General features: G+C 59.7%; 11 protein-coding genes. 9 read left to right on the forward strand and 2 right to left on the reverse strand.

The annotated features are described in order from the left end of the window. The first annotated feature begins 191 nt into the window (after positions 1 to 191). From uvrA to GVL52_RS20255, 4 genes are read left to right on the forward strand one after another with little or no spacing between them, the layout of a single operon-like run. Positions 192 to 3,113 (forward strand): excinuclease ABC subunit UvrA, encoded by a 2,922-nt coding sequence (gene uvrA, locus GVL52_RS20240; RefSeq protein WP_160010485.1) that lies wholly within the window; start codon positions 192 to 194, stop codon positions 3,111 to 3,113. Further along, the gene (locus GVL52_RS20245; protein ID WP_160010487.1) at positions 3,110 to 3,436 is read left to right on the forward strand and encodes a DUF4258 domain-containing protein; all 327 of its coding nucleotides are present in this window, start codon (positions 3,110 to 3,112) and stop codon (positions 3,434 to 3,436) included. The genes uvrA and GVL52_RS20245 overlap by 4 nt, the downstream gene beginning before the upstream one ends. Then, positions 3,433 to 3,696 carry a hypothetical protein gene (locus tag GVL52_RS20250; protein WP_200847865.1) on the forward strand — a complete coding sequence of 88 codons (264 nt, stop codon included), beginning with the start codon at positions 3,433 to 3,435 and terminating at the stop codon, positions 3,694 to 3,696. Before GVL52_RS20245 ends, GVL52_RS20250 begins: the two co-directional genes overlap by 4 nt. Next, positions 3,693 to 4,499: a DUF72 domain-containing protein gene (locus GVL52_RS20255; protein ID WP_160010489.1), complete on the forward strand. Its 807-nt coding sequence runs from the start codon at positions 3,693 to 3,695 to the stop codon at positions 4,497 to 4,499. Before GVL52_RS20250 ends, GVL52_RS20255 begins: the two co-directional genes overlap by 4 nt. Positions 4,500 to 4,536: 37 nt before the next feature. Here GVL52_RS20255 and GVL52_RS20260 read toward each other — a convergent pair whose 3' ends face one another. Further along, a complete protein-coding gene (locus GVL52_RS20260; RefSeq protein WP_160010491.1) occupies positions 4,537 to 6,012 on the reverse strand; it encodes an NAD(P)H-hydrate dehydratase in 1,476 nt (491 codons plus the stop codon). Between the two features lie 342 nt (positions 6,013 to 6,354). Here GVL52_RS20260 and GVL52_RS20265 point away from each other — a divergent pair, with 342 nt between their 5' ends. The 3 genes from GVL52_RS20265 (at position 6,355) to hspQ (ending at position 8,642) form a co-directional block, all read left to right on the forward strand. Then, positions 6,355 to 6,693, forward strand: coding sequence for a P-II family nitrogen regulator (locus tag GVL52_RS20265; RefSeq protein WP_018900556.1), 339 nt, complete (start codon positions 6,355 to 6,357; stop codon positions 6,691 to 6,693). A 57-nt stretch (positions 6,694 to 6,750) separates the two neighbouring features. Next, entirely contained in the window at positions 6,751 to 8,160 is a 1,410-nt protein-coding gene (glnA, locus tag GVL52_RS20270; RefSeq protein ID WP_160010493.1) for a type I glutamate--ammonia ligase, read from the forward strand. Positions 8,161 to 8,312: 152 nt separating this feature from the next. Beyond that, a complete protein-coding gene (gene hspQ / locus GVL52_RS20275) occupies positions 8,313 to 8,642 on the forward strand; it encodes a heat shock protein HspQ (RefSeq protein ID WP_160010495.1) in 330 nt (109 codons plus the stop codon). A gap of 132 nt (positions 8,643 to 8,774) precedes the next feature. Here hspQ and GVL52_RS20280 read toward each other — a convergent pair whose 3' ends face one another. Beyond that, on the reverse strand, positions 8,775 to 9,428 hold the full coding sequence (locus tag GVL52_RS20280) for an invasion associated locus B family protein (RefSeq protein ID WP_160010497.1): 654 nt from the start codon (positions 9,426 to 9,428) through the stop codon (positions 8,775 to 8,777). A gap of 268 nt (positions 9,429 to 9,696) precedes the next feature. On the opposite strand from GVL52_RS20280, the gene GVL52_RS20285 reads away from it, so the two are divergent. After that, positions 9,697 to 11,514: an extracellular solute-binding protein gene (locus tag GVL52_RS20285; RefSeq protein WP_160010499.1), complete on the forward strand. Its 1,818-nt coding sequence runs from the start codon at positions 9,697 to 9,699 to the stop codon at positions 11,512 to 11,514. 100 nt (positions 11,515 to 11,614) lie between these two features. After that, positions 11,615 to 12,286, forward strand: coding sequence for a DsbA family oxidoreductase (locus GVL52_RS20290; RefSeq protein WP_160010501.1), 672 nt, complete (start codon positions 11,615 to 11,617; stop codon positions 12,284 to 12,286). Positions 12,287 to 12,303: the final 17 nt, after the last annotated feature.

The raw sequence follows: 12,303 nt of genomic DNA on the forward strand, positions 1-12,303 counted from the left end.
ACCATAGAGGCCGCGCAATGGACGTCCATAGCCGGTTCATCCACAAGGAATTTTGTTCTTTATTTGTTCTATTTTATCCCTATGATCCTGTCAACAGAATCGAAAACCTTGCACCAGATGGACAATCAGCCTCGACTCGCCCGCCTTCATCACTAAATAAGGGGCTTGTTCCAGCACAGAAGCAGAAAACGATGAGCGAACTGAAGACGATTTCCATCCGCGGCGCGCGTGAGCACAATCTGAAGGGCATCGACCTCGATCTGCCGCGCAACAAGCTCATCGTCATGACAGGTCTGTCAGGCTCGGGCAAATCCTCCCTCGCCTTCGACACCATCTATGCCGAGGGCCAGCGGCGCTATGTCGAAAGCCTGTCGGCCTATGCCCGCCAGTTCCTCGAGATGATGCAGAAGCCTGACGTCGACCAGATCGACGGCCTGTCGCCGGCCATCTCCATCGAGCAGAAGACGACCTCGCGCAATCCGCGCTCGACGGTCGGCACGGTCACCGAAATCCACGACTACATGCGCCTGCTGTTTGCCCGCGTCGGCGTGCCCTATTCGCCGGCCACAGGCCTGCCGATCGAGAGCCAGACGGTCAGCCAGATGGTCGATCGCATCCTCGCCTTCGAGGAAGGCACCCGCCTGTTCATTCTTGCCCCGCTGGTGCGCGGCCGCAAGGGCGAGTACAAGAAGGAACTGGCGGAGCTCATGAAAAAGGGCTTTCAGCGCGTCAAGATCGACGGCCAGTTCTATGAAATCGCCGATGCGCCAACGCTCGACAAGAAATACAAGCATGACATCGACATTGTCGTCGATCGTGTGGTCGTGCGGGCCGATGTCTCCGCCCGTCTGGCAGACAGCCTCGAGACCTCGCTGAAGCTGGCCGATGGCCTCGCCATCGCCGAATTCGCCGACAAGCCTTTGCCCGTCGAGGAAACCGCCGCTGGCGGTTCCGCCAACAAGTCGCTGAACGAGACGCATGAGCGCGTGCTGTTTTCGGAAAAGTTCGCTTGCCCGGTCTCCGGCTTCACGATCTCCGAGATCGAGCCGCGGCTGTTCTCCTTCAACAACCCGGCCGGCGCCTGCCCGACCTGCGACGGCCTCGGCGCCCAGCAGAAGATCGACGCCAACCTGATCGTGCCGGAGCCGGAGCGGACGTTGCGCGACGGCGCCATCGCCCCATGGGCAAAGTCAACCTCGCCCTATTACAACCAGACGCTGGAAGCGCTCGGCAAGCACTTCGGCTTCAAGCTGGCCGCCCGCTGGAACGATCTGCCGCTGAAGGTCCAGGAGATCATTCTCAACGGTACGGAAGAAAAGATCGAATTCCACTACGCCGACGGCGCCCGCTCCTACACCACGCACAAGAATTTCGAAGGTATCATCACCAATCTCGAGCGCCGCTGGAAGGAAACCGACAGCGCCTGGGCGCGCGAGGAAATCGAGCGCTACATGTCGGCCGCTCCCTGCCCGTCCTGCAAGGGCTTTCGCCTGAAGCCGGAAGCGCTGGCGGTGAAGATCGACAAGCTGCATATCGGCGAGGTCAGCAACATGTCGATCCGCGTCGCCCGCGACTGGTTCGAAGTGCTGCCCGAAGCGCTGAGCACCAAGCAGAACGAAATCGCCGTCCGCATCCTGAAAGAGATCAGGGACCGCCTGCGCTTCCTCAACGACGTCGGGCTGGAATATCTCAGCCTGTCGCGCAATTCCGGCTCGCTCTCCGGCGGCGAGAGCCAGCGCATCCGTCTGGCATCGCAGATCGGCTCCGGCCTGACCGGCGTTCTCTACGTGCTCGACGAGCCGTCGATCGGCCTGCACCAGCGCGACAATGCCCGGCTGCTGGTAACGCTGAAGCACCTGCGCGACATCGGCAACACCGTCATCGTTGTCGAACATGACGAGGACGCCATCCTGCAAGCCGACGACGTCGTCGATATCGGCCCGGCCGCCGGCGTCCATGGCGGCGAGGTCATCGCCCATGGCACGCCCCAGGATATCATGGCCAACCCGAAGTCACTGACCGGTAAATACCTGTCGGGCGAACTCGGCGTGCCGGTTCCCGACGAGCGCCGCAAGATCAAGAAGGGCAAGGAAATCAAGATTGTCGGCGCCCGCGGCAACAACCTGAAGAATGTCACGGCAGCAATCCCGCTCGGCGTCTTCACCGCAGTCACGGGCGTTTCAGGGGGTGGCAAGTCCACCTTCCTGATCGAGACGCTCTACAAGTCCGCCGCCCGCCGCGTCATGGGTGCGCGCGAAATTCCTGCCGATCACGACCGCATCGACGGCTTCGAGCATATCGACAAGGTCATCGACATCGACCAGTCGCCGATCGGCCGCACGCCGCGCTCCAATCCGGCCACCTATACCGGCGCCTTCACGCCGATCCGCGACTGGTTCGCCGGCCTGCCGGAAGCGAAAGCCCGCGGCTATCAGCCTGGCCGCTTCTCCTTCAACGTCAAGGGTGGCCGGTGCGAGGCCTGCCAGGGCGACGGCGTCATCAAGATCGAGATGCACTTCCTGCCCGACGTCTACGTCACCTGTGACGTCTGCCACGGCAAGCGCTACAACCGCGAAACCCTCGACGTCACTTTCAAGCAGAAGTCGATCGCCGACGTGCTGGATATGACCGTCGAGGAAGGCGTCGATTTCTTCGCCGCCGTTCCCGCGGTGCGCGACAAGCTGCAATCGCTGAAGGATGTCGGCCTCGGCTACATCAAGGTCGGCCAGCAGGCCAACACGCTCTCGGGCGGTGAAGCCCAGCGCGTCAAGCTCGCCAAGGAACTGTCGAAGCGCTCGACCGGCCGCACACTCTACATCCTCGACGAACCGACCACCGGCCTGCACTTCCACGACGTCGCCAAGCTGCTCGAAATGCTGCACGAACTGGTCAACCAGGGCAACTCCGTGGTGGTCATCGAGCACAATCTCGAAGTCATCAAGACCGCAGACTGGGTGCTGGACTTCGGTCCAGAAGGCGGCGACGGCGGTGGCGAGATCGTGGCTGTCGGTACACCGGAGGCGATCGTCAAGGAAAAGCGCTCCTACACCGGCCACTTCCTCAAGGATCTGCTGGAGCGGCGTCCGGTGCGAAAGGTTGCGGCGGCGGAGTGAGCGATATTCTTTCCAATGTGCGTGCGCTGATTGCTGACGGAAAGTTCAGAATTTCTGCGCACGCCTTGAAGGAATTACTGGACGACGATCTGCTGATCGAACCGTTGGTTGCCGGAATAGTCTCCGCGATCTCTGTGGAAGAATACCGGGACTATCATAAGGGACCATGTGTTCTGGTTCTACAGACGGACGAACGAGGCAGGCCGATTCATCTGCTTTGGGGTATACCGGCGGGAGCAACTGAGCCTGCTGTATTGATTACCGCATATGTTCCAGACTCGGAACGCTGGAACGACGATTTCACCAGGAGGACGCAGCAATGACGAGACAGACGTTGCAGCTCATTCGTGAAGGGGAATACGCCGCGGAGGTTCTCGTTGAGCTTCACGACGACGGTGGTGAATGGTCTCCAACTGTAGGCCCCGAAGATATCAAGAAATTGGATCGCGTACGACGCGCCCTGCGAGACGGCAATTTTGAGCTCGCTGAGAAGGATGCTCGTGTTTTCAGGTTGGTGCCGCGCGAGACCGGATATGTGAAGACCGGTTTTGCCGAAAATAAGCAGAATGGATTCAAACCATGACCACATCGGGAACGATCCGCGTCGGTATCGGCGGCTGGACCTTCGAAGCGTGGCGGGATCATTTTTATCCCGGAACCTTGAAGCAGAAGGACGAGCTGAACTATGCCAGCCGTCAGTTGAAGGTGATCGAGGTCAATGGCACCTATTACGGCTCTCAGAAGCCTGAGACATTCGCCAAATGGGCCGCTGATGTGCCCGAAGGCTTCGTCTTCTCTTTGAAGGCCAGCCGCTACAGCACCAATCGCAAGATCCTCGCCGAAGCCGGTGAATCGATCGAGCGCTTTCTCGGCCAGGGTATCGTCGAGCTGGGTCCGCATCTCGGGCCCATCCTCTGGCAGTTCGCCCCCACCAAGAAATTCGAACCCGACGATTTCGAAGGTTTCCTGAAGCTGTTGCCGGACAAGCAGGACGGCTTGCCGTTGAAGCATGTGGTCGAAGTCCGGCACGATAGCTTCAAGGTGCCTGAATTCATCTCCCTGCTGGAGAAATATGGCGTCGCGCCTGTCCTGGCCGAGCATTTCGATTATCCGATGATCGCGGATGTCACCGCCGACTTCGTCTACGCCCGCCTGCAGAAGGGTTCAGACGAGATCAGGACATGCTATCCCGAGGCGGATCTTGCCGCCTGGGCACGACGGCTGCAAAGCTGGGCCGCCGGCGAGGTGCCGGACGACCTGCCGCTGGTCGACAAGGATCACAAGCCAAAGCAGCAGCCGCGCGACGTCTTCGCCTTCATGATCCACGAAGGCAAGGTCAACGCCCCCTTCGGCGCCATCGCCCTTCAGCAGGCAGTCGATCGTTAGGTTCTTTTCCAGCATTTCTGCTGGAATGCTGTCGCCGTCAAAGCGGCAGCACCTGCGCCACGAGGTCTTCGGCGGTCAGCCCCTTGCCGGCCCGCATCCCGGCCTCTCCGTGCAGATGGACCCCGGCTGCTGCCGCCTCGAAGGCCGGCAGTCCCTGCGCCATCAGCGCCCCGATGATCCCCGCCAGAACGTCGCCTGAGCCTGCGGTGGCGAGCCAGATCGGCGCATTGGTGTTGATCAGCGCCCGCCCGTCCGGTGAGGCGATCACGGTGTCGGCGCCCTTGTAGACGATGGCTGCGTTGGCGCGTGCAGCGGCGGCCTGCGCCTTGTCCACCTTGCCCATCCCTTTGTCGGCCGCAATGTCGGGAAACAGGCGGGCAAATTCGCCTTCGTGCGGGGTCAGCACCAGCCGCGTCTCGCCCTCGGCAAACAGACTGAACAGCTCGTCAGGATTATCGCGAAACGATGTAATCCCGTCGGCATCGAGAACCAGATGCCGATCGGAAAGGGCTGCGACAAAGCTGCGCGCCTTTGCGCCCGCTCCAAAACCCGGCCCGAGAACAAAGCTGCGCAGCCGCGTGTCTCCCAGCCATTCGACAAGATCGGCCTCTCCATCGATCGGGTGCAGCATCACGGCCGTCAGCTGCGTGGCGTTTTCATCAATCGCGTTGCGGGGCGAGGCGATCGTCACCAGTCCGGCGCCCGCCTTCAGCCCGGACATCGCAGACATCCGCGCCGCCCCCGTCTTGCTGGCCTCGCCTGAAAAGACCACGAGATGGCCGCGCTTGTACTTGTGGGTCTCCTGCCCCGATGACGGCAGGAACGCCTCCCACTGCTCCGGACGGTTCTCCGCCAGCCTGCCGGAGGCCTGCGCACGCACGATCCGAGCCGGTATGCCTATATCCAGCACCTCGAGCGCGCCGCAGAGCTCCCTGCCCGGCATCAGCAGATGCCCGGGTTTGCGGGTCATGAAGGTGATCGTCCGCTCAGCGGCAAATGCCGACCCCAGCACCATCCCGGTTCGCCCGTCGAGGCCCGATGGCAGATCCACGGCAAGTACCGGTGTTGCGGCCTCGGCGATACGCTCGATAACGGCGCCGACCGCCTCCGGCACCGCGCGCGCCAACCCGGCCCCGAACAGCGCATCGATCACCACGTCGCCTGCGGTTGGCTGATAATCCTCCAGCGGCCGGCTCGACTGTGGCCATTGAGCAAACGCCCGCGCAGCGTCACCCTTCAGCCTTGCGGTATCCCCCAGATAAAACAGAGCGACCGGCACACCGCTCTCCACCAGGCACCGAGCAGCGATATATCCATCGCCACCGTTGTTGCCCGGGCCGCACAGGATGACGGCACGCATAGCAGCGGGATGGAAACGCAGAAACACCGCCGCCACCCCCGCGCCTGCCTGCTGCATGAGGCCGAAACTGTCGATACCAGAGGCCGCAGCAGCGGCATCAACGGCAGCCATTTCGGCGGGCAAAAGAAGAAGGTCGGCGAGATGCTTGTCCATCCGGGTATTCAATCAGAAACCGCCTAAAAAACAACCTGTTGACACAAAACATCAAAGATCATTATTTAGTCATATGCACATTTTTTAACCCTCGCACAACAAGACGAGAATAGCATGAGGCATCGCGCATATTCCGCATCTCGGTCCAATTTTAAGCTTTCCGCTCTAATTTCTATCCGATTTTGACAAAAAAATCGTTGTGAATGCTCAAAATCACTCGACTTTCGGCTCATCTGCCCCATTTTCTTAAAGATTCCGCTTTCCAACTGGCACGATAACTGCATCATATCGGGGGGTGGGTATGAACCTGCTATAACGGGAGAAGCGGAGAGTCATTTTCTCATGAAAAAGATCGAAGCGATCATTAAGCCCTTCAAGCTGGACGAAGTGAAGGAAGCCCTTCAGGAAGTTGGCCTGCAGGGGATCACAGTCACAGAAGCAAAGGGCTTCGGTCGCCAGAAAGGCCACACGGAATTGTACCGTGGCGCCGAATATGTCGTCGATTTCCTGCCGAAGGTGAAGGTCGAAGTCGTCCTCGCCGACGAAAATGCGGAGGCCGTCATCGACGCGATCCGCAAGGCCGCTCAGACCGGCCGTATTGGCGACGGAAAGATTTTTGTGTCCAATATCGAAGAAGTCATCCGCATCCGGACCGGTGAAACCGGCGTCGATGCGATCTGACCTGCTTGGTCCAAGGCGAGGCAAATGTCTCGTCTTTTCAAATAAAGGAACCATTTAATGGCGACCGCGAGCGAAATCCTCAAGCAAATCAAGGATAACGACGTCAAGTTTGTTGACCTGCGCTTTACCGATCCAAAGGGCAAGCTGCAGCACGTCACGATGGACGTGGTTTGCGTCGATGAAGACATGTTCGCCGACGGCGTCATGTTCGACGGCTCCTCGATCGGCGGCTGGAAGGCCATCAACGAATCCGACATGGTGCTGATGCCCGACACCGAGACGGTCCACATGGACCCGTTCTTCGCGCAGTCCACCATGGTGATCCTCTGTGACATTCTGGATCCGGTCTCCGGCGAAGCCTATAACCGCGATCCGCGTGGCACCGCCAAGAAGGCCGAAGCCTACCTCAAGGCATCCGGCATCGGCGACACCATCTTCGTTGGCCCGGAAGCCGAATTCTTCATCTTCGACGACGTTCGCTACAAGGCCGATCCCTACAACACCGGCTTCAGGCTCGACTCGACCGAACTGCCGTCCAACGACGACACCGAATACGAGACCGGCAACCTCGGCCACCGTCCGCGCGTCAAGGGCGGCTATTTCCCTGTTCCGCCAATCGACAGCTGCCAGGACATGCGCTCCGAAATGCTGACGGTGCTGTCGGAAATGGGCGTCGTCGTTGAAAAGCACCACCACGAGGTGGCGGCTGCCCAACACGAGCTCGGCATCAAGTTCGACACGCTGGTGCGCAACGCCGACAAGATGCAGATCTACAAGTACGTCGTGCATCAGGTCGCCAATGCCTATGGCAAGACGGCCACCTTCATGCCGAAGCCGATCTTCGGCGACAACGGTTCGGGCATGCACGTCCACATGTCGATCTGGAAGGGCGGAAAGCCAAGCTTTGCCGGTGACGAATATGCGGGCCTGTCCGAGAGCTGCCTCTATTTCATCGGCGGCGTCATCAAGCATGCCAAGGCGCTGAACGCCTTCACCAACCCGTCGACGAACTCCTACAAGCGTCTCGTCCCGGGCTATGAGGCACCGGTGCTGCTGGCCTACTCGGCCCGCAACCGTTCTGCTTCGTGCCGCATTCCCTTCGGCAGCAACCCGAAGGCAAAGCGCGTCGAAGTCCGCTTCCCGGATCCGATGGCAAACCCGTACCTCGCCTTCGCAGCCATGCTGATGGCCGGCCTCGACGGCATCAAGAACAAGATCCATCCCGGCAAGGCCATGGACAAGGATTTGTACGATCTGCCGCCGAAGGAGCTGAAGAAGATCCCGACGGTCTGCGGCTCGTTGCGTGAAGCGCTTGAGAGCCTCGACAAGGATCGCAAGTTCCTGACCGCCGGCGGCGTCTTCGACGACGACCAGATCGACAGCTTCATCGAACTGAAGATGGCTGAAGTCATGCGTTACGACATGACACCGCATCCGGTCGAATACGACATGTACTATTCTTCTTAACAACAAAGAAAGCCCCGGTTTTCCGGGGCTTTCTGCCTGCCCGATGTCACGGAAGTTCTACACTGACGTGACACTCATGTGACGAGTTCTCGCACAAATCTTGATTTGCGTGAGACCAATCACCAAATCAGGTGATGAAAGGAAGTCGTACCATGAAAGAAAAACTAGCTAAGTTCAGTATCGGCGAAGTGGTGCGGCACAAGGTATTTCCGTTCCGCGGCGTGATCTTCGATGTTGATCCGGAATTCGCGAACACGGAAGAATGGTGGAATTCTATTCCCGCCGAGGTGCGCCCGAGCAAGGACCAGCCTTTTTACCACCTGCTCGCCGAAAACGAAGAAAACGAATACGTTGCCTACGTATCCGAACAGAACCTTGTGAACGACGAAAGCGGCGAACCGCTACGCAACGAGCAAGTCTACCAGATTTTCGATATGGAGCCGACGGGCCAGTTCAAACCCAAGATGACCTTCGCCCACTAACGTCAGTCCAGATCCAGTTCAAGCCCCGCCAACCAGCGGGGTTTTTCTTATGCCCGTGGCCGACCCGGCATATAGGCAACAAAAAACCCGACCGCGAGGCCGGGTTCTTCTGAAAATCCAATCGGCTCTGAATTACTGAGCCTTGGCAGCCTTCTGGGCGTCTTCGAGCTTCTTGCGTGCTTCGTCGGCCTTCTTCTGCATGCTGTCCTGCAGGCTCTTCTGGCTTTCGGCAAGCTTGGAAGCGGAAACCGCTTCGCCGTCGAACGAGCCGGTGAAGCCTTCAAGCGAAATCTTGATCGGGTTCGGCGCGCGGCGGAAGTTGATCGAGGTCAGGACCAGGTCGGTGCCCTTCTTCAGGCTGGCAACCATGGCATCCGTCAGCGGGATCTGGGCCACGCAGCGATCAGGCATGCACATCAGGTAGTCGATCTTCTGCGGCTTGCCGCCATCGATCTGCATGCCGATGCCCGGAGGGATCAGGCGCGCCGGAGGAACCGAAACCTGCAAGCTCTTGTTGTTGATCTTGCCGGAAACGGTGATGAGGCCAACGCCGGTGACGAGCTGGCCGCCAGCGGCCAGAACAACGTTCTGAACGACGCAGACATCATTGTCTTCCTGCTTGTTGCAGGTCTTGTACCAACCCATGCGCGGTGCGCCGGCAGCCTGGCTGCCAGCATCGGCAGATGCGTCCTGCGCAAAAGAAGACACCGGAGCCGCTGCGGCACCAAGCATCACTGCCATGACGGACAGAGCTGCCCGTGTTTTCTTTTCAGACTTGAACATCATAACGAATTCCGTCTCCTGATATCCCGTTGGGACAGCGGATATGCCATCCTCACCAACAGGGTTGTTCGCACTTGACCTCTTAAAACAATAAGGCAAATGCATGACCCCCCGACTTCGGGGTCCCTGTTACATCGCGTGGCCCGAGATTTCCAGTGTTTCTTTGGCCTTTTCAAGATCGCCGGAAAGAATTCGCCGCGGATGGTGAATTGGGCGGGCCGCATGATAGTGTTCGTCCGAATCGTGCCGTTTTCCGGAAAGGATTTTGATTGTGCTCCGGATCGTTCTCCCCCTCGTCTTCACCCTCATGTGCGGGGCAGCCTTTGCCGAATCCGCGCATGGGCCCGTGCATGGAATAGCGATGCACGGCGAGCCTGCCCTGCCCGCAGATTTCAAACACCTGCCCTACGTCAACCCGGATGTGAAAAAGGGGGGCAAGATCGCCTATGGCGTTGTCGGCACCTATGACAATCTGAACCCGTTCATCCTGAAGAGCATGCGCACCACGGCGCGCGGCATGTGGGACCCTGAATACGGCAATCTGGTCTACGAGACACTGATGCTGCGGTCGCGCGACGAGCCATTCACCCTCTATGGCCTGCTGGCGCAATCCGTCGAATGGGATGACGACCGCACCTATATCCAGTTCAATCTCAATCCTGCCGCCAAGTGGTCGGACGGTCAGCCGGTAACGCCAGACGACGTGATCTTTTCCTTCAACATCCTCAAGGAAAAAGGCCGCGTTCCCTTCAGTACCCGCCTCAACGCCGTCGAGAAGATGGAGAAGGTCGGCGACCACAGCGTCCGCTTCACCTTCAACGACAAGGCCGACCGCGAATTCCCGCTGATTCTCGCCGGCTCGACCCCGATCCTGCCGAAGCACGCGATCGACGCGGAAAACTTCGACCACTCGACGCTGAAGCCGCCGATCGGCTCCGGCCCCTACAAGATCAAGTCGCTGAAGCCGGGCGAAAGCATCACCTTCGAGCGCGACCCGAACTACTGGGGCAAGGATATCCCGGCCAAGGTCGGCCTCGATAATTACGACCAGATCAGCGTCCAGTATTTCCTGCAGGACACCACCCTGTTCGAATCCTTCAAGAAGGGCGATGTCGATATCTATCCTGAAGGCAGCCCCGGCCATTGGGCGAACTCCTACGATTTCCCGGCTGTCAGATCAGGCAACGTCATCAAGGACGTGTTCGAGCCGAAGCTGCCATCCGGCATGTTCGGCTTCGTCTTCAACACCCGCCGCCCGGTCTTCGCCAATCAGAAGCTGCGCGAAGGCCTGTCGCTGATCTTCGATTTCGAATGGGCCAACAAGAACCTGTTCTCCGGCGCCTACATCAGGACGCAGAGCTACTGGCAGAATTCCGATCTCTCCAGTTTCGGCGTGCCGGCGGACGCGCGTGAGCTTTCACTGCTCGGCCCGATCAAGGACCGCATCGACCCGGCCATTCTCGACGGAACCTACAAGCTGCCGGTCACCGATGGCTCCGGCCGCGACCGCAACGTGCTGAAGCAGGCGGTCGAGCTGTTGAAACAGGCCGGCTACACGATCAGGAACGGCAAGATGAGCGACGACAAGGGCCGTCCGCTCACCTTCGAGATCATGACCCAGAACACCGACCAGGAGAAACTCGCCGTCTCCTACCAGCGCTCGCTGCAACTGCTCGGCATCGCCGCCTCGATCCGCACCGTCGATGATTCGCAGTACCAGAGCCGCACCAACACCTTCGACTACGACATCGTCGTCAAATCCTTCACCTCGTCTCTTTCGCCGGGCATCGAGCAGCTCGGCCGCTGGTCTTCAGTATCGAAGGATCGCGAAGGCACCGACAATTTCGCAGGCGTCGCCGATCCCGATGTCGATACGCTGATCCAGCATATCCTCACCGCCCGCTCCGCCGAGGATTTTACCGCTGCGGTGCGCTCGCATGACCGCCTGCTACTGTCGGGTCACTACGTGCTGCCGCTCTACCATGTCGACAAGCAGTGGGTGGCCCACAGCAAGCGTATCGGCCGCCCCGACACTGTCCCGCTCTATGGCTATCAACTGCCCGCCTGGTGGGACCAGAGCGCCCAGTAAGGGTAGTTCTCTTTTCCTGCCTGGTTGAAGTCTCCGCCGGCAGCGACTAGATGGCTTTGAACGCCCCAGGCGGGCCAGAAATCCCAGGAAAGGAAAGCCCATGGAACGCATAGTCATCGACGTCGTCTCGGATGTCGTCTGCCCGTGGTGCTATGTCGGCAAGGCGCGGCTGGAACTGGCGATCGCCGAAGTCCAGGACGAAGTCGGCGTCGACGTCAACTGGCGTCCCTATCGCCTCAACCCGGACTATCCGCCCGAAGGCGTCGATCACAAGGCCGCACTTGAGAAGAAACTGGGTGGTGCCGAGCGCGTCGCCGAGGGCCACAAGATGCTCACCCAACTTGGAAGCGAAGTCGGCATCAAGTTCGATTTCGATGCCGTGAAGATCAGCCCGAACACGCTCGATGCCCACCGCCTGATCCATTGGGCTATGGTCGAGGATCGTGAGAAGCAGGACCGTGTCGTCGATGCGCTGTTCAAGGCAAATTTCGAGGAAGGCCGCAATGTCGGCGACCACGCCGTTCTGCTCGACATTGCCGAAGCCTGCGGCCTCGACCGCGCCGTCACCGCCTCGCTGCTGGCTTCAGATGCCGATAGCGACCTCATCGTAGCCGAGATCAAGGCAGCGCAGGACATGGGCGTCAGCGGCGTGCCGTTCTTCATCTTCGACCAGCAATATGCCGTCAGCGGCGCCCAGACGCCCGACGTCATCGCCGGTGCACTGCGCGATATCGCCAAGGCCAAGGCTGAAGCCCGCGCCGGCATGAACTGAGCTGCTTTCAGCTCGCT

The organism is Rhizobium sp. 18055 (assembly GCF_902706285.1).
Taxonomy (GTDB): Bacteria; Pseudomonadota; Alphaproteobacteria; order Rhizobiales; family Rhizobiaceae; genus Rhizobium.